Raw genomic sequence first — 17,926 nt, forward strand, 5'->3', positions numbered from 1 at the left:
ATTATTTATTGTTTTTTGTAAAATTGAATCTTGGTTCATCGCAATATCCTCCAATGTTTGGGCTGATTTTTCATATCCATTCGCTAAAAATAGTAATAACCAAAGAGTAAATTATAACAACTAAGAAAGCAGATTGAATTTTTCAATCTGCTTTCTTAGTTGTTTATTATGAATTCCCCCTCAAAATCTTCAACTTCTTTTATACTTAATTTACTTGCTTTCGCAATCATTTCAATAGGCACACCAAGCTCATGCATACCTTTAATCATTTGTATTTTCCCTTGCTGAACCCCTTCTTGAGTGCCTTCTTTTTTCCTTCATTACAAGCATGAGCAAATTTCACGACTTCATCCATCAACGCTTTTTCCCCTGCCTCATACGTTCCCATTTATTCATTTATAATTCAAGAATTTCTTGTATTTCTTCTATAGATAAATTCGTAAATTATCCACTTATGATATGGTGCCTCCTATTATTGTTCCAAAAACGATCGTTTATGGTACTTTACTTGTTTCTATCCAGATAGAGAAAAATACTATTCAAATTCAGTTTCAAAACTCATTACCTAAAATAAGCATTCCTAACATATTAGTCATATACAATATGTTAGGAGCGTGATATTTTAAGTGTTTTTTGGATTTAGGTCTTGATAACGAACGGAGTCCATTTGATCATTCCTCTTCCTTTTGGCATATTGGCGTTACTCATGATTTGTGTCCTCCTATTAATGTGTTTCTGTGTCTAGCTGTAGCGCTATGCGTGTAGGATAAGGAAGATTATAAACTCTTTAATAATAAAAAGGAGCAAAAATATTGCTCCTTTTTCATTTGAATTTTGTCCAGAGATAATAAAGTTGTTTAATTTACAATAAATTCGTTTAAAACATAATAAAGTTATTTAAAAAATGCTGGTCATGTTATTCAACAATTGAGCCATTTAATTGAATAAGACTACACAAAAAGTCACTTCACCCTTACGTAAGGAAAGTGACTTTTTAGCTTGATTTCCCCCTTGTTATCAAGCTATTTATTTTAAGTTCCTTTGACTAATTTCGAAAATGTTGTTGACTATTCAGTTGAACTGTATTAAGTTATTATTAAGTTGAACTATATAGTCGAACTGAATAAAGGGTGAGGATATGAAACATAAATTACTACCGTTGTCTGAAACCATGCATTATATTTTATTAGCTATGCGTGAGCCACTCCATGGCTATGCTGTAATGCAGAAGATAGAAAAGATAAGTAACGGTACTGTTATTTTAGCAGCTGGTACATTATACGGTGCGATTGAAAACTTGAATAAGCATGGTTGGATTGAATCTGTTGGAGAGTCAGGTCGGAGAAAAGTTTATATGATAACTGCGGAAGGAAGTGCCATTTTGAAAATGGAGCAAAATAGGCTATTACATATTTTATCCCTGTACGAAGGAAGTGAATCGAATGAAGACAGCTAAGATATTTTTTGATATCGAAAAAGAGGAGCAATGGCTGAATGAGCAATTGCAAAAAGGCTATCGTTGTACAAATATTAGTGGATTAGGAATATACACTTTCGAAAAAACCGACAAGAGATATGTGATGCGACTGGATTATCAAGATTATTTGTCAAAGAAAAAGTTTAAAGATTACAGAGGGATATATGAAGATTTCGGTTGGAACTATATAAAGGGGCCCTGGCTTAGTGGAACTCGATATTGGCAAAAAGAAGATGATGATCAAAATGAAATCTTCTCGGATCGCCAATCAAAGAGCAATTATTATAAAAGATTGATGGGTTATTCATCTGGTATTAGTATACTGTTATTGCCTTATTTTCATATGCTTTACAAGAATTCAGGTGTATATTTAACTGAAGGTCTTTGGAGTATGAAAGGTGCATTGTTTTGGAAAGCATTATTATTTGAAACTCCATTTGTCCTTTTGAGGTTGCTTCCAGCCCTTATGCTTGTTTTCGTTGGTATCAGCTTCTATAAAACTTATCAAAAGTATTCAATGTTAAAAGAAAAATAAACGTTTTTGAAATCTTCCAGAATTGCGCGCTATTGTTGAATAAATCATAGATTTCCAAATGACTTTATTGTTATATTTTTGAGTACAGTGAAGTATCTTATATCGAAAATTAAATGACTATATTTTAACCCCGTCCTAAATTTAGAACGGGGTTATGCTTGTTTTAGGTTTTAAAATTAAATAGTTTTTTGTCTATTTACAAATTTCACATAAAATTTTGAGTCTATAATTCCAAAAGAAACTTTACATGGAAATGGATTTTTCCCTGCTGAAGCAGATTGTATACAAGAAAGTACCCAATATTCCAGCTCTAAAGGTAAACGATACGCTTGAAAATTACCATCATTGTTTTTTACGGTTACGATTGGTATATTAACCCTAGTTGTAGAAAAACCGTCCGTTGTTACTATTGCAATTGCATCATTAGTATGAAAACCTGCGCTACAAACTTCGTAAATCATGCCATCTTTCTCATTAATAATCATAGGTATATTTAGAAATGGATAGTTATTTATATCATTATGAATAATTGCTCCTGGTGCGTTCTTTTTGATCTGATTCCCTTGCATTTTTACACTCTTTTAAATGATCTCAACTTGATAACATCAATTTTTTCTATTTAACATCTATTATATTAGAGAATTGCAGTTTCATCTTGTTATAAAAAGCATCTGTACATACAACAGCGCTATTTGACGGGTCAATATCTACAACGGTCATATAACTAGAGAGCAAATAACCGTCCTCATAATATGTAATCATTATTTCTTCTTCAGATACTAAGGAACATAATAGCATGTTTTCAATTCTTTCTTTTTCTTCATTTGTTAAGATCGGACGGGTTACCTTGTTTTGTTCCTTAATCATTTCACGTATTCCGTCAAATTGAGATGTCAATGCGGCGAACGGAGTCCATTTGATCATTCTTCTTCCTCTTAGCATATTAGCATTGTTCACGATTTGTGGCCTCCTATTAGTGTGTTTCTGTATCTAGCTGTAGCGCTATGCGTGTAGGAAATCCCCCGCAAAATACTGTTCTTCCCAAACTTTGTGCGTATTTCATCCATTACTTTTGTCAGCTTTACTTCTTGTTCCCGTTGCGTGACATTATCGAAAAGAGAAATTTGTTCCTCCCCTTCTCGAATTAGATTCGTTAGAAAAATGTTTATGCTGCGGATTGGTTCGCCAGTGTATTGTTGATGTAAAAAGTATGTACAAATCTTATAAATATCCATTGTTAAGTTAGTTGGACGACTTAAAGTATGTGTTTTTCTAATACCACCGTTATAACTCTTGCTATAACCAACAGAAAAATGAACGGTTTGAGCAAGTTTGTTTTGTCTTCTAAGCCGATAACAAACTTCTTCGATATGTTCCAGTAGAACAATTGGGAATTCTTCTATTGTATAGTCACGCATTAGAATTTGGCTTTTTCCGATTGAAGTTGTAGCAGGAACGTATTTCTCTGAAATACGGCTGAAGTCAATGCCATTGCTATGTAAGTGCAATTCCTCTCCGATCTTGCCGAAGCTCTGTTTTAAGTATTTAAGAGGGTAATTGGCTAAATCTCCGATAGAATGAATTCCCTTTCGATTTAACTTTTCTTCTGTTTTGTACGAAATGCCCCAAAACTTATTAAGTGGTCGTATGCTCCATAATTTCGTAGGGATATCTTCATACTTCCAAAGAGCAATTCCATCCTTGTTCTTCTTAGCTTCAATGTCTAAAGCAACCTTACTCATGAGTGGGTTAGGAGCGATTCCAATTGTACATTCAACTCGTGTATGATCATATATTTCACGTTTGAACTTCATAGCGAATTCGTATGGATCGTTAGCAAATAAATGAATGCTATCGGTAATATCCATGAAAAATTCATCGATGCTGTATTGGTGAAAATCCTCAATAGGAACGTATTGTAAAGCTAGTTTTGTTATGTAATTGGAGCATTTTATATATGTTCCCATGATCGGATTCACAACAAGAATATCTTTTCTTCGAGGAATCTCGTATAGCCTTGCCATCTTCTTTACGCCCAGGGCCTTTAAGGCTGGTGTTGCAGCAAGAACGATTGAACCATTTCTATTCACATCACCTACTACAGCCAATTTTGTATGCATAGGATCTAATCCCATTTTGATGCAGCTCACTGAAGCGTAAAAGCTGCGTAAATCAACACATAAGATGATTCTATTCGGTAGGATTGAATAGTCATACATCGTGATTCCTCCTAAAATAAAAGAACGTTTGTTCTTATTATATACGAACTAACGTTCTTTTATGAAGAGGTTTTATAAATAAAATTTGAATATAAATATTTTGTTAAGCAGAATATTTAACGAAAAGCTTGAATCCCCAAAAACGAATCTTTACATCTAATTTTTTCTTTCTTCCCTTTGTTTTTTTCATAGTTAAAATATCCTCCTTTTTTATAACTAGCACGACAGAAGCCTACGTTGCGTATTATAAGAATTCTTTCCCTGTTTTTTAAGAGTAATTTTAAAAAAATATGATTTTTTTTGAAACAAATAATATCACGAATGATTTCGTGTGATTTCCAATCTACCTATTCCGACAAAACCTAGCAAAGACTGTGCGAGCTTCGTCGATGGATTTTAAGAGGTATTAAACCTTGGATATGGAATTTTGCTTATAGGAGGTGGTGTAGCGCTATGTCAGAAGCAGAAGTAGTATTTACCAGCAGTGAGGTCTATAGTCGAGGGAGAAGGGAATATACAGAATTTGATATTGTACTTATTGAACAGTTAGTAGAGTTGAGTAAGCAAGATGGTATGACTTTAGAAAAAGCTGCGAAAATGATTGCAAAGCAGTTTGGAATCGCTAATAAGAAAGAGGAATCCCAGGATACTGATCCAGTCCCTTATCAAATGCAATATCAATTTCAACAACAATATAGCGCTAGGGTAGAAGAAATTAATAAGGTGCAGCAAGCAAATCTAATAGAAATGGAAAAGAGATTAAGTGATCGTATAGATCAGCGGAATACATTAATTGAGGAAGATATGAGAGATCGTAAGGAACGTGAAGAAAGGATAGAAAAGAGGTTGGAGCTAAGGGATGATAACCTTATGAAGATGGTCAGAGAGATTCAAGATGCAAAACGTACTATTGTATCAGCCCAGGAAGAAATAGCGGCAGCACAAAAGAAAACCTGGTGGAAATTTTGGAAGTGAGTACATTCATTAGTGGGTGTACTTATTTTTGTGAAAAATAGTAAAAAGGGCTACTCAATATGAATACCCCTTTTTTATAAATTGCTAGAAAATAACGTACTAATAACTATTTAGAATACTTTTCAAACGCCTTACTAATTACTACAAGTCCTGTTACGAAAGAAAGTGTTCTTATAATTAATTCAGCAACTAGCAAATCACCCATAGTCTTTGAAACATCATATAATTCACCAGTAATAATAATTGGTGCCATGATTATTAGAATTCCTATTAGAATTTGAATGAACAGAATATATTTAGGTTGCAGAGAGATTACCCCCATTAAATTAGCATGTATAATAAACCTAACATGTAATTAAGAAGTAATCGACTTTTTAAAAATTTATCAACTTAAAAATATACATTTCCTTCTTTATAAGTATATTTATAGTGACTCGTCGCATAAGACGCACTAAAACCTACACTTCCATGCTTCCCTACAGTAATAGATACATTACCATCAAAAGTAGTTGTATCATTATTATGAAAATCACCATTAACAATATAGAAAATTCTGTTAGGATCTTCTATATTTGCTTGAACGGTACCACTGAACGTTTTAGAAAGACCATTTGCATCTCTATTCATATTAATATGTTTTATTTCCTTAATACCCCTGAAGCTTCCACTCCATTCATTTGTTTCACAATAAAATACATAAGATTTGGGATGCTCTACCTTTCAACATGGAAAGTATATTAATTATGAAGAACTATAAAATTCGTATTAAAGAAGCTATTAGAAGAGGGAGAGTAGGAAAAGGTGTTGCCCAGACGTTAGATACATCTTGTAATTAGGCAGTAGTAACAAAGGATTTTAGAGTTAGGCGGCTTACACCCAAAGAGTGCTGAGCGCTCCAGGGGTTTCCGAGTTGGACGTTTGATTGTGCAAAGGAAGTAAACTCAGACACACAATTGTACCGACAAGCAGGTAATTCTGTAAGTGTACCGGTTATTTATGCGATTGCCTAACGATTGCAGTAATTAGGTATTTTAATTTCAATAACGCATTAATAGTTCTTATAGGGGTAGCACCATTAAAAACTTTAATTGCTCGGCTAATTCAACAAGCTTCTCTCCATATTCTAATAGCGTATTACTTTCTACAATTCAGAAAGCGGAAAAATGATGGAATTCAACGACTATTCCCTTTAAAATCGTAGTTTTAGGGTGATTATAATTTATTAATAGAATATTCTGTTAAATATTTATAAATAAATTATAATATTATAAAAATAGAAAAATATGATATCTTTATTTATGTAAAATACTTACCAAAAAAGGAGGATTTTCCATGTTCAAAAAAATAACTAGTGGTATTTTAGTAACAGGTTTATTATTCTTTGCTACAGGGAATGCATTTGCGGCACAGGATACGAAAGCTAATAATGGAGAGGGAACTTATGCATCCATTTCAGTCAAAGCTGCTGAAAATTCTAAGAGTCATTCTTTAAACCAAATAAATAGTCCTGGTATTACAACTGGTACATATGTAGTACAAAAGGTGAGGGAAACAGGTGGAAAGATTTATATGGAGGCGTTCCCTAAAGGGATTTTTATTCCGGAAAATCAGCCAAAGTCTATAGCTGGGACTTTTGACAAATCACAATTTGTTGGTCTTGAAAAATTAAGAGTTGGTTCTGAAGTTTCCCTTGTAATTTCTGTTTCCGGTGCTAAAATCTATGTTCTTTAAATTTTTATAGGTTGGATTTGTTTGATAAAAAAAGAATCTTTGAAGATCTATCAGAAGGAGAAATTTATTTTCATAATCTCTGTATTTAATAGAATGCGAAATGCTATAAATTATTCTTCTGTTGATTATGATTCTATTGAACAAAAATTGACTTTTAAAGGTGAGGAAAAGATAACAGAGAACTACTTGATTGAATTTGCTGAAAAAAATTATGTGGTTTGTAATTCGTTAAATAGTTACATGTGATGTAAAAGAAGGGGCTGCTCAAATTGAGTAGCCCCTTCTTATTAACCTGCTAAACGTGTTTTTATTTTACTTGAATTCAACATAAAATTTTGTGTCTATAATTCCAAAAGCAACTTTGCATGGAAATGGATTTTTTCCTGCTGAAGCAGCTTTCATACAAGAAAGAACCCAATATTCAAGTTCTAAAGGTAAGCAGTATAATTGAATGCTACCATCGTTATTTTTTGCTGATACAATACGAGTTCATTTAGTTTTACTAGTTCTTTCCTGCTGTATTCCTCTATTTTTGCAGATTGTTGTTTTTCTTAAGATTCATAGAATACCACCTTTCAAGCTAGATATAAGAAGCTCTAATAAGATAATACACTTTTACACAAGTGTAAAAGTGTAAAATAATTACTGAAATAGATACATTAGTAGATGATAAGGGGATAAAAATGGTAAACTTAAATAAGTAATTGTATATTGTGAGGGCGGTCGAGTTGCTATCCTTTCTCTTATTTAAAGGAGAAAGGAGGTGACTTTACATGGATTTTTTACTTAATTTATTGCAAGATGCTGCAAAAATCTTTTTTACAGCATTTTTTACAGCTTATGCAAATAAGCTAGTCAAAAAACTCGGCAGTAAACGTAAAAGAACCGCCCCTAAAAATGCCTGCAAGCGAAAGGGGGGGTTCTAAAAAAAGATAATTTAATTTTAGCAACCGACCACCTTGCGGTAGCAGTTACTTGGACAGGATGTTGACGCATCCTGTCTTTATTAGTTTATACACACTGTTTAAAAATATACTAGCTTCTATTAATTATTATAGCAATTATTAAACAAATTGTTAATCAATTTGTTTGAAATTCTAGTAATTATGCTTGTTGTTTTACTAATTGTAATAAAGATGAACTATAAGGGGTCTATACTTTCATTTATAAGTATTTAGTGCCTTTGAATACATTTGCATTAGATAAGCCTAAAGAAACTGCTATAGAAGAATATGAAAAGATTTTTTTCAGAAAGTATTTTAATAATAGATTAGAATTTTATAGATTATTCAAATCAATATCATAACTGGAACTTTTTAATTCTTTTGCAAGCTGAAGCTCCCAACTCCCCTCAGATCCCATTAAAATATACACCACTCCAGATACATCATTTGGTGTTTCAACTGTATCTGTCACTAATGCAGCTACATTTTCTCTGCCTATTTCCCCTATTAAAAATCCATGATCAAAAACAACATTTTTCGTAAATTCTCTTTTTAGTACTTACCGCTATTCAATTCCATTGTTCGGAATTTAGTCGATTTAGGAATTATGGAAAATAAAGATTATTCGTGTTTTAAACCTTATTTTATTTACTAATTCATTAAAAAAATTGATGTAAGGGTATAAAGATTTGAGAATTTTTAAGCCTAACATTGATTTGAATCGGATCTATTCCATTACGAAGAGTGTTTAATATAAAACGGTTTCTTAAAGTGGTTGGAGTAACATGTATATTAGGGGTCACCATATATGCCCATCAACCTAATAAAAGCAAATACCCCAAAATATTAACTTGATGGCAATGTGACAATACCCCAACTGTAAAAAGATAGCTTTTTTGTTATTTTATACTTTACCTATATATGATAAAATTTTTTATAGAAAAGATATATTTTCGCAAAATTATATCTTTTCATCTATATCAATCGAGGTGATGCATTTGAAAGAAGTAACTTACAATTGTGGATTAGAATTACTATCTGATATGATTACTGGTAAATGGAAGATGTTAATCTTATTTTACTTAATTTCTGAAAAGAAACGTTTTAGTGAATTAAAATCTTTACTACCTGGAATAACTTCAAAAATGCTGACAAAACAGCTACGCGAGTTGGAACAGAATAGGTTAATTGGGAGGAAAATATATCAACAGGTACCAATGAAAGTAGAGTACTCTCTTACATCTAAGGGGTATGAGTTAGAAGCTATTTTATTTCAAATGTGTGAGATTGGTACAAATTATTTAGAAGATATTAATGAACCTAATATTGTATTTCAAACTATCTAGAGCGCAAGTATTTTCAGTATAATATTTTAAATTTAAAACAAAAAAATCACCCGTATTTTAAATTTCCTAACCTACTACGGGTGATTTATCTTTACAGTTTAATATTAAGTTTAAAGGAAATAATTTCCACTTTATATTTTACGTTACTTTTAAAATAGATAATTAATCTATTGTTTTTATAACTCGACAAGGATTTCCTACTGCAACTACGTTAGGTGGTATGTCTTTTGTGACAACACTTCCCGATCCAATAATACTATTTTCCCCAATAGAAACCCCCATATTTATTACCGTATTTCCTCCAACCCAAACATTATCAGCAATGTTTACAGGTGCTGCAATTTCATATCCTTCTCTTCTAGCCTGTGGTTCTTTAACATGGTTTACAGAATAAATCTGTACTCTTGGTCCAAGCCACACATTATCTCCAATTGCGACTTTACCACAATCTAAGATAATGCAATCAAAATTTGCAAAGAAATTATCACCAACCTCAATATTGTAACCAAATTCACAACGGAAATTTGGCTCTATAAACGTATTTGAACCATTCTTTCCAAGAAGTTTCTTAATCAGTAGTTCACGATAGTCACGTTCTTCATCAGTTGTTGCATTATATAATCTTGTAATTTTCTTTGCATTTTCTCTTGCCTTGACTAATTCACTATCAAATCCACAATACATTTCGCCCAATCGCATTTTTTCTTTCACGTTCATAAATAAAATCCCCTCTCCGCCCTTAAATAAATTTATCATATATTCTTTTTTTGTATTAATAATCTTCTAACCTAAACAAATTTTAAAGAAGAAGTCCTGGTTGATAGAACATCCTCTTCAACCAAGTGTTATCAAGTTATTGGAAAAAAGATGTGTAGACCATATATGACAACTTAATTATATTCACGAAATTAGAAAAGTCAACGAAATCAGAATTTTCATTTTAGATTCTACAATGGTTTTATATTATGAATGCTATTAAAATTAATAGGGAGATTATTTAACATTACTACCTTCTAATTGCTTTTGTATATGGTATTGTCCCCATTCACACATACAATCAAGTACAGCAGTTAAAGTTTGTCCATATTCGCTTAAAGAATACTCTACTTTTGGCGGTACCTGACTATGAACAGTACGATTAATAATTCCATCTGATTCTAATTCTCTTAATTGTTGTGTCAGCATTTTTTGGGTAATGCTTGGCATAGCACGTTTAATTTCACTGGTTCTCTTTTTTCCATTTAGTAAAATACATAATAATACTACTTTCCATTTACCACCTACAACATCAAGAGTTGCCTCAATAGGAAAATTATATTCTTTCATAAAATCGCTCCTTTTACTAGTATTAAGTCTATAATGTTTTTGAAATTAAATAAAAAACTAAGCCTCCTCTATTTTTATAGGAACTTCAAGGTTCCTATAGCACTTCAAGGTTCCTATAGCACTTTAAAGTGCGTACTTTAAAGTATGTACTTTAAAGATTAGTATATATTACATGATATCAATATTACTGAATATAAAAATAGTATTGATATTTTTTATTATTTATTATTTTTTTGAAAAGGGGAAATTTCATGAAAACACTTGTAATCATTGCACATCCAAATATTGAAGAATCTCGAGTAAATAAACGTTGGCTTGAGGAGATTAAAAAGCACCCAGAAGAATTTACTGTACATGAAATATATAAACGTTATCCAGATTGGAGTTTTGATATTGAATATGAACAAAATCTATTATTAGAACATGATCGTTATATTTTTCAGTTCCCATTCTATTGGTACAGCTCTCCGCCGTTATTAAAAAAATGGTTTGATGATGTTTTAGAATACGGATTTGCATATGGTTCTAAAGGAGATAAGCTTCAAGGAAAAGAGTTTGGCCTAGCAATTTCTGCTGGTGTAGCAGAGAAGGAATATCAAGCAGGTGCAGCAAACGAGTATACATTGAGTGAATTATTAAAACCTTATCAGGCTTCATGCCTTTATACTGGGATGAAGTTCTTACCGACTTTTGCTGTATATGGTGCAGAACACAATAACTTATCAGATGAAAAATTAGAAGAAAGTGCTAGAAACTACATACTTCATATGCAGAATTTTTCTAAAGAAGTGAAAGTTTAATCACATTTTTAGGAAGATACAATTTCTATTTAGGATCCTATATTTAGGATCCTTTTTTATTACAGGATTTCTTAGGAAAAACCAAGAGATTCGTAGCATATTTCATATGTTTTTCCTTAAGACAATAAAAATGACATAAAATTCATTAAAAATAATTAACTAATTAAAAGTTAGTATGTATATAACAAGATACTTTGACACAATAAAGTGCCTACTTTTAATGATTATTTTTAGAATATATAATAAAAATGGAATTTTAAGAAATTTGGATTTAGGAGGAGAACATATAAAGCTGTTTTATGTCGCTACATAGGTCAGGGAATTATTTTTTAAAAAATAAATCAATCTAATTAGTTGAGGTGATCTCTTGCAACTTAAAGAAGAAATTTTTCTATCGAAGAATAAAAGTAAACAATATGAGACTCCTTTAATTACTGGTGTGAAGAATTATATAAATAGTGATTATTTACAAATGCATACACCTGGTCATATAAAGGGAAGAGGATTAGATGAAGAATTTACGACCTACTTTGGAAAAAATACCTTGGATTTTGATTTAGTGGGTATACCGCCATTAGATTATTTACGTCATCCTACTGGTATTATTCACGAGGCACAGGTACTGGCTGCGGACGCTTTTGGAGCTGATTACACCATTTTTAGTGTTCAGGGCACTAGTAGCGCCAATGTAGTTATGATAATGAGCATTTGTAATCCAGGTGATAAAATTATTATTCCTAGAAATGTACATGCTTCTATTGTTAGTGGACTAATTTTATCTGGTGCAGTACCAATCTTTATATCTCCTGAGATTGATTCTGTCTATGGTGTTTGCCATGGGATTAGCTTAGAAAATATAAAGCAAACTCTAGAAGCTCACCCTGATGTTAAAGGTGTATGTGTAATAAACCCTACTTATTATGGCGCTGTAACTGATTTGAAAGCCATTATTGATTATGTGCATTCTAAGGGAATACCAGTCATAGTGGATGAGGCTCAAGGATCACATGTACATTTCCATCCGGATCTCCCTATATCTGCAATGGAAGCAGGTGCAGATATTGCATCCTCAAGTATGCATAAAATGGGCGGTTCATTTACTCAAACAAGTGTGATCAATGTTCGAGAAGGATTGGTGAGTCTAGATAGGGTTAAAGAAAATTTCTCTTTAATTACGACTACTAGCGCATCCTACTTATTAATGGCTTCTTTAGATGCAGCTCGCAAACAACTAGCAGTTAATGGAGAAGAATTGTTGCAACGAGCATTAAATTTATCTCGCATTGCAAGAGGTTCAATTAATAAAATTCCAGGGCTTTCTTGCTTAGGACCAGAGGATTTGAAGGGTTTAAGTTCTAGTTTTGCTTTAGATGAGACAAAGCTTTGTATAAATGTGACAAACTGGGGCGTAACAGGTAGGGAAGTTGAAAATATCTTACGTGATGATTATCGCATAGAAGTTGAGCTTTCCGATGTGAATAATATTCTTTTCATTGTAACAATTGGTCATAATGAATCTGATATTGAACAACTACTACAATCATTAAAGTCATTAGCTATTCGATTTGAGAATGGTTCAATACCAATTGATTTTGATCGAGTAACTAAGAGTAAAAGTGCTATAAGAACATTAACTCCACCTACATTGGCTATGACACCTAGAGAAGCGTACTTCTCCAAATTTGAGTATATAGATTTAGATAAAACTATTGGAAGAGTGGCAGCAGAATCCGTTCTGGTAACACCGCCAGGGATACCTGTCCTTTTACCAGGCGAAGTTATTACAAAAGATATCGTGAATTATCTAAAATACTGTATTGAGTTAGGACTTTCTGTGCAAAGTAGCAATGGTTTACATGCTATTAAGGTCATTGATAATAAATAAACTTTTATATTTAAAAATTAGGAGGAATTTACTATGGAATTTCAAAAACAATTTGATGCAATTGTAGAACAACATATTAACTCATTACCTAAGGATTACTTATTAGTTCTTCAAGAAAGATTTAAAAATGAAGGTTTAGCAATGATGAATGACATGTTACCGCAACCTCTAATTGCAGCTATGTCTGCAGAAGCGAAATATCTTCTTTCTGAAAATGCAAAACGTCGTGATATTACCATTAAAGCTACAGGGAATACTCCACGTAACTTTAATGTAGTAAATCGAGATAATATTCATGAGGATGGAAAATTAATTCCAGCATTCTTTAAGTCTGAAGTACTTTTAAATTTCTTAACCTTCTTAAACAATAATGAACCAGTTCACCGCATTCCTTATACACCAGAAGAGTTTATTATTAATAACCAACAGAAAACAGGTGACACACACGGATGGCATTGGGATGACTATACATTTGCTTTAATCTGGGTGATTGAAGCTCCTAAAGAAGGTGAAGGTGCTCTTGTTGAGTATGTGCCTGATACTGTTTGGGATAAAGAAAACCCAGAGTCTGGATTAAAAGAAGTTTTAGAGAGCCGTGAAATTAAGAGTTTGTATGTTCCTAAAGATCATTGTTACTTTATGAAAGCCGGCACTACATTGCACAGGGTTACACCATTAAATAACGACTCTCGTCGTACTGTTGTTGTTTTCAGTTATGCATCCGAGGAAGATATGTCTAGAGAGATTTCTCATGAAACTATGGGCGAAATTTATGAAGATAACAAAGAATTAGTAGGAGTTTAAACTATACGGTGAGTTAAACATCTTTAGAGTCGGAGAGAAATTCCTCCGACTCTTTATGAAATAACCTCTACAAAATCAAGAGTGTTTGAATAAACCTGTAAGAATTGATGTTATTTCTAAATACTCCAAAAAATTTATATGGGGGATTTTATGAGTTCTGAAAGAGCAACGGTAACTTCGCATGTTGACAATATAGCTCAAAAAAGCACGGAACATCCTACAAATACATTAAAAAAAACATTAGAAGCTAGGCACCTTACTATGATTGCTATTGGTGGTTCAATTGGAACAGGACTATTTATTTCTAGTGGTACATCCATTCAAATGGCAGGTCCTGGAGGCGCTCTAATTGCTTATATTTCAATTGGAATAATGGTATACCTACTTATGATGAGTCTAGGTGAAATGGCTACTTTTCTACCTCATTCGGGTTCATTTAGTGTGTATGCCTCTAGATTCGTAGATCCAGCTCTCGGATTTGCTCTGGGCTGGAATTATTGGTATACATGGGCCATTACCATTGCAGTAGAGTTATCAGCTTCTGCTATTATAATGAAATTCTGGTTCCCTTCTATTCCAGGCATTGTTTGGAGTGCTGCTTTCTTAACTATAATATTTCTGCTTAATTACTTTTCCACCAAGTCATTTGGAGAAGCTGAGTTTTGGTTTTCTTTAATTAAAGTAATAACAATTATAGTTTTTTTATTAGTAGGATTACTCACTATTCTTGGGATTATTGGTGGGGAATTTGTTGGATTTAAAAACTTCACTATCGGTGAAGCCCCTATTCCCTCTAGTGGTCTAAGCATCTTATCAGTTTTTATGATTGCTGGATTCTCTTTCCAAGGAACAGAATTAGTAGGGGTTGCAGCTGGTGAGAGTAAGAACCCTAAGAAAAATGTCCCTAAAGCTATAAAACAAGTATTTTGGAGAATTTTACTCTTCTATATTTGTTCTATCTTTGTAATTGGGCTGCTTATTCCATATACGCATCCTTATTTAATGAATATAGATATTGAAAATGTCTCGATGAGCCCTTTTACAATAGTCTTTGAAAAAGCAGGCTTATTATTTGCTGCATCTGTCATGAATGCTGTAATTTTAACATCGATTCTATCAGCTGCTAATTCTGGAATGTATGCATCTACTAGAATGTTATGGTCCTTAGCCAGAGAAGGAAAAGCTCCAAAATCTCTCATGAAAATAAATAAAAATGGTGTACCAATTAACGCTCTAATTTTTACGGCTCTAGTAGGAATGTTTGCTTTTCTTTCTTCCTTTTTCGGCGAAGGAAAAGTATTCATGTGGTTGTTAAGCTCTTCCGGCCTTTCTGGTTTTATAGCTTGGTTAGGAATTGCGTTAAGTCATTATCGATTTCGCAAAGCATATATAGCCCAAGGAAAAGACATTAATGATCTTCCTTATAGAGCTAAATGGTTTCCATTCGCTCCTATAATTTCAATAGTACTATGTATTGTTGTTATATTAGGACAAGAATATGAAAACATTGTAAATATGAATGTTTCATGGGTTGATTTATTTGCGACATATATTAGTGCAATTTTATTTTTATGTATTTGGTTTGGGTATAAGATAAAATATAAAACTAAAATTGTTGATCTTAAGAAATGTGATTTTAATTAAGAATTTTCTTTTTTTAAATCTATTTATAATAATCAACATTTAAACTTAGGAGGAATTTTATTATGTTATTAATCGGCACAGAAGTATTACCATTTGAAGCGACAGCTTACCAGAATGGTGAATTTATTGATGTTACAGAAAAAAACTTCAAAGATAAATGGAGTGTAGTTTGCTTCTACCCTGCTGACTTCACATTTGTATGCCCTACTGAACTTGAAGATTTACAAAATCAATATGCAACTTTAAAAGAACTTGGAGTTGAAGTATACTCTGTTTCAACTGATACTCACTTTACTCATAAAGCATGGCATGATAACTCAGAAACTATTAATAAAATTGAATATATTATGATTGGTGATCCGACTCAAAAAATTTCTAGTAATTTCAATGTATTAATTGAAGAAGAAGGCCTTGCTGCACGTGGCACATTTATTATTGATCCAGATGGTATTATTCAATCTGTTGAAATTAGCTCTGACGATATCGGTCGTGATGCAAGTATCCTTGTAAACAAAGTAAAAGCTGCACAATACGTCCGTAATAATCCAGGCGAAGCTTGTCCAGCTAAATGGAAAGAAGGCTCTGCAACACTTAAACCAAGCCTTGACCTTGTAGGTAAAATCTAATAAATAAACAAAAAGAAATACAATTTAAGGAGTAAGACACAATGTTACTAGACGCAGATATCAAAGGACAATTAGCCCAATATCTTCAACTGATGGAAAGTGATGTATTACTAAAAGTTAGTGTAGGATCTGATGACACATCTAAAGATATGATAGCTCTAGTAGACGAATTAGCTACTATGTCATCTAAGGTTACAGTAGAAAAAGTTGAATTAGAGAGAACACCAAGCTTTAGCGTAAACCGCCCTGGTGAAGACACTGGTGTCGTATTCGCTGGTATTCCATTAGGACACGAATTTGCATCACTAGTGTTAGCTTTACTACAAGTAAGTGGACGTGCTCCAAAAATTGAACAAAAATTAATCGATCAAATTAAAAACATTCAAGGCGAATATCATTTTGAATCTTATATCAGCCTAAGTTGTCATAACTGTCCTGATGTTGTACAAGCTCTTAACGTAATGAGCGTTCTAAACTCTAGTATTACACATACAATGATTGACGGCGCTTCATTTAAGGAAGAAGTTGAAAGTAAAGACATCATGGCAGTACCAACTGTATTCTTAAATGGTGAAACATTTGGAAGCGGCCGTATAACGATGGAAGAAATTCTTGCAAAACTAGGTATTGGCCTAGATGCATCAGAATTCGCTGATAAAGATCCATATGATGTACTTGTTGTTGGTGGCGGTCCTGCTGGTGCAAGTGCAGCAATTTACGCAGCACGTAAAGGCATCCGCACTGGTATCGTTGCTGAGCGCTTCGGTGGTCAAGTAATGGATACTATGGGCATTGAGAACTTCATCAGCGTAAAAAAGACTGAAGGTCCTAAGCTAGTAGCAAGCCTTGAAGAGCACGTTAAAGAATACGACATCGATGTAATGAATCTACAACGTGCAAAACGTTTAGAGAAAAAAGAACTTATTGAAGTGGAACTTGAAAACGGCACTATTCTGAAAAGTAAGAGCGTAATCGTTTCTACAGGTGCTCGCTGGCGTAATGTTGGTGTACCTGGTGAAGCTGAGTTTAAAAACAAAGGTGTAGCATATTGTCCACACTGTGACGGCCCATTATTCACTGGAAAAGATGTAGCAGTTATCGGCGGTGGTAACTCTGGCGTTGAAGCAGCAATTGATTTAGCAGGTATCGTAAAACACGTAACGGTTCTTGAGTTCATGCCAGAACTAAAAGCTGATGCTGTATTACAAGATCGTCTGTACAGCTTACCAAACGTAACTGTATTAAAGAACGTTCAAACGAAAGAAATTACTGGTAGTGACAAAGTAGAAGGTATTTCTTACATCGATCGTAAAACTGACGAAGTTCACCATATAGAATTACAAGGTGTATTCGTTCAAATTGGTCTTGTACCAAACACAGACTGGCTAGGTGAAACAGTAGAACGTGTTCGTGGTGAAATCGTTACAGACAAGCATGGTGCTACAAACGTACCTGGTGTATTTGCTGCGGGTGACTGCACAAATAACCCATACAAACAAATCATTATTTCAATGGGATCAGGCGCAAACGCATCTTTAGGTGCATTTGATTACTTGATCCGTAACTAACAACATAATTTGATTACTTGATCCGTAACTAACAACATAATTTGAT

General features: G+C 33.1%; 19 protein-coding genes and 4 pseudogenes. 13 read left to right on the plus strand and 10 right to left on the minus strand.

The window, feature by feature from the left end:
• Both DN403_RS32410 and DN403_RS27100 read right to left on the minus strand, forming a co-directional pair.
• Nucleotides 1-111: pseudogene (locus DN403_RS32410) on the minus strand (Rpn family recombination-promoting nuclease/putative transposase); the annotation flags it as partial.
• A gap of 44 nt (nucleotides 112-155) precedes the next feature.
• Nucleotides 156-379 (minus strand): annotated as a pseudogene (locus DN403_RS27100) (hypothetical protein); the annotation flags it as partial.
• Between the two features lie 759 nt (nucleotides 380-1,138).
• Here DN403_RS27100 and DN403_RS27105 point away from each other — a divergent pair.
• Both DN403_RS27105 and DN403_RS27110 read left to right on the plus strand, forming a co-directional pair.
• A complete protein-coding gene (locus tag DN403_RS27105; RefSeq protein WP_098992736.1) occupies nucleotides 1,139-1,456 on the plus strand; it encodes a PadR family transcriptional regulator in 318 nt (105 codons plus the stop codon).
• Entirely contained in the window at nucleotides 1,443-2,012 is a 570-nt protein-coding gene (locus DN403_RS27110; protein ID WP_098834078.1) for a DUF2812 domain-containing protein, read from the plus strand. The genes DN403_RS27105 and DN403_RS27110 overlap by 14 nt, the downstream gene beginning before the upstream one ends.
• Nucleotides 2,013-2,188: 176 nt before the next feature.
• Here DN403_RS27110 and DN403_RS27115 read toward each other — a convergent pair whose 3' ends face one another.
• The 3 genes from DN403_RS27115 to DN403_RS27125 are packed head-to-tail and all read right to left on the minus strand — an operon-like array spanning nucleotide 2,189 to nucleotide 4,231.
• Nucleotides 2,189-2,581, minus strand: a complete 393-nt coding sequence (locus DN403_RS27115) for a hypothetical protein (RefSeq protein ID WP_149185942.1) — start codon at nucleotides 2,579-2,581, stop codon at nucleotides 2,189-2,191.
• Nucleotides 2,582-2,627: 46 nt separating this feature from the next.
• Entirely contained in the window at nucleotides 2,628-2,969 is a 342-nt protein-coding gene (locus DN403_RS27120) for a YolD-like family protein (protein ID WP_149185943.1), read from the minus strand.
• The gene (locus DN403_RS27125) at nucleotides 2,966-4,231 is read right to left on the minus strand and encodes a Y-family DNA polymerase (protein ID WP_149185944.1); all 1,266 of its coding nucleotides are present in this window, start codon (nucleotides 4,229-4,231) and stop codon (nucleotides 2,966-2,968) included. The genes DN403_RS27120 and DN403_RS27125 overlap by 4 nt, the downstream gene beginning before the upstream one ends.
• A 453-nt stretch (nucleotides 4,232-4,684) precedes the next feature.
• On the opposite strand from DN403_RS27125, the gene DN403_RS27130 reads away from it, so the two are divergent.
• Complete coding sequence (locus tag DN403_RS27130) at nucleotides 4,685-5,206, plus strand: DUF3967 domain-containing protein (RefSeq protein ID WP_149185945.1); 522 nt, start codon at nucleotides 4,685-4,687, stop codon at nucleotides 5,204-5,206.
• Between the two features lie 106 nt (nucleotides 5,207-5,312).
• On the opposite strand, the gene DN403_RS31395 is transcribed toward DN403_RS27130, so the two are convergent.
• Together DN403_RS31395 and DN403_RS27135 are read right to left on the minus strand one after the other, a co-directional pair.
• The gene (locus DN403_RS31395) at nucleotides 5,313-5,528 is read right to left on the minus strand and encodes a hypothetical protein (RefSeq protein WP_332285172.1); all 216 of its coding nucleotides are present in this window, start codon (nucleotides 5,526-5,528) and stop codon (nucleotides 5,313-5,315) included.
• A gap of 68 nt (nucleotides 5,529-5,596) precedes the next feature.
• On the minus strand, nucleotides 5,597-5,833 hold the full coding sequence (locus DN403_RS27135) for a hypothetical protein (RefSeq protein WP_255299026.1): 237 nt from the start codon (nucleotides 5,831-5,833) through the stop codon (nucleotides 5,597-5,599).
• 116 nt (nucleotides 5,834-5,949) lie between these two features.
• On the opposite strand from DN403_RS27135, the pseudogene DN403_RS27140 reads away from it, so the two are divergent.
• The 3 genes and pseudogenes from DN403_RS27140 to DN403_RS31400 all read left to right on the plus strand — a co-directional run bounded on the left by DN403_RS27140 (nucleotide 5,950) and on the right by DN403_RS31400 (nucleotide 7,863).
• Nucleotides 5,950-6,216, plus strand: a pseudogene (locus DN403_RS27140) (DNA cytosine methyltransferase).
• A 322-nt stretch (nucleotides 6,217-6,538) separates the two neighbouring features.
• Nucleotides 6,539-6,937 carry a hypothetical protein gene (locus DN403_RS27145; protein WP_149185946.1) on the plus strand — a complete coding sequence of 133 codons (399 nt, stop codon included), beginning with the start codon at nucleotides 6,539-6,541 and terminating at the stop codon, nucleotides 6,935-6,937.
• Between the two features lie 773 nt (nucleotides 6,938-7,710).
• Nucleotides 7,711-7,863 (plus strand): hypothetical protein, encoded by a 153-nt coding sequence (locus tag DN403_RS31400; RefSeq protein WP_179958950.1) that lies wholly within the window; start codon nucleotides 7,711-7,713, stop codon nucleotides 7,861-7,863.
• Between the two features lie 352 nt (nucleotides 7,864-8,215).
• Here DN403_RS31400 and DN403_RS27155 read toward each other — a convergent pair.
• Nucleotides 8,216-8,407, minus strand: a pseudogene (locus DN403_RS27155) (TIR domain-containing protein); the annotation flags it as partial.
• A gap of 466 nt (nucleotides 8,408-8,873) precedes the next feature.
• Between DN403_RS27155 and DN403_RS27165 the strand changes: the two are divergent.
• Complete coding sequence (locus DN403_RS27165; protein ID WP_097888424.1) at nucleotides 8,874-9,227, plus strand: winged helix-turn-helix transcriptional regulator; 354 nt, start codon at nucleotides 8,874-8,876, stop codon at nucleotides 9,225-9,227.
• Between the two features lie 162 nt (nucleotides 9,228-9,389).
• Here the strand turns inward: DN403_RS27165 and DN403_RS27170 are convergent, their stop codons facing one another.
• Entirely contained in the window at nucleotides 9,390-9,944 is a 555-nt protein-coding gene (locus DN403_RS27170) for a sugar O-acetyltransferase (RefSeq protein WP_097888400.1), read from the minus strand.
• Between the two features lie 276 nt (nucleotides 9,945-10,220).
• Nucleotides 10,221-10,553, minus strand: a complete 333-nt coding sequence (locus tag DN403_RS27175) for a winged helix-turn-helix transcriptional regulator (RefSeq protein ID WP_149185948.1) — start codon at nucleotides 10,551-10,553, stop codon at nucleotides 10,221-10,223.
• Between the two features lie 251 nt (nucleotides 10,554-10,804).
• Between DN403_RS27175 and DN403_RS27180 the strand changes: the two genes are divergently transcribed.
• The 6 genes from DN403_RS27180 (at nucleotide 10,805) to ahpF (ending at nucleotide 17,880) form a co-directional block, all read left to right on the plus strand.
• On the plus strand, nucleotides 10,805-11,353 hold the full coding sequence (locus DN403_RS27180) for an NAD(P)H-dependent oxidoreductase (RefSeq protein WP_149185949.1): 549 nt from the start codon (nucleotides 10,805-10,807) through the stop codon (nucleotides 11,351-11,353).
• 367 nt (nucleotides 11,354-11,720) lie between these two features.
• Nucleotides 11,721-13,238: an aminotransferase class I/II-fold pyridoxal phosphate-dependent enzyme gene (locus DN403_RS27185; protein WP_255452074.1), complete on the plus strand. Its 1,518-nt coding sequence runs from the start codon at nucleotides 11,721-11,723 to the stop codon at nucleotides 13,236-13,238.
• A 33-nt stretch (nucleotides 13,239-13,271) separates the two neighbouring features.
• Nucleotides 13,272-14,042 (plus strand): HalD/BesD family halogenase, encoded by a 771-nt coding sequence (locus DN403_RS27190; protein ID WP_063539144.1) that lies wholly within the window; start codon nucleotides 13,272-13,274, stop codon nucleotides 14,040-14,042.
• A 150-nt stretch (nucleotides 14,043-14,192) separates the two neighbouring features.
• A complete protein-coding gene (locus tag DN403_RS27195) occupies nucleotides 14,193-15,686 on the plus strand; it encodes an amino acid permease (protein ID WP_430794876.1) in 1,494 nt (497 codons plus the stop codon).
• 62 nt (nucleotides 15,687-15,748) lie between these two features.
• A complete protein-coding gene (gene ahpC / locus DN403_RS27200) occupies nucleotides 15,749-16,312 on the plus strand; it encodes an alkyl hydroperoxide reductase subunit C (protein WP_063539142.1) in 564 nt (187 codons plus the stop codon).
• A 41-nt stretch (nucleotides 16,313-16,353) separates the two neighbouring features.
• Nucleotides 16,354-17,880: an alkyl hydroperoxide reductase subunit F gene (gene ahpF / locus DN403_RS27205; RefSeq protein WP_149185950.1), complete on the plus strand. Its 1,527-nt coding sequence runs from the start codon at nucleotides 16,354-16,356 to the stop codon at nucleotides 17,878-17,880.
• Nucleotides 17,881-17,926: the final 46 nt, after the last annotated feature.

Origin of the sequence: Bacillus sp. AY2-1, from assembly GCF_008368965.1 — a bacterium.
Lineage (GTDB): Bacteria > Bacillota > Bacilli > Bacillales > Bacillaceae_G > Bacillus_A > Bacillus_A thuringiensis_S.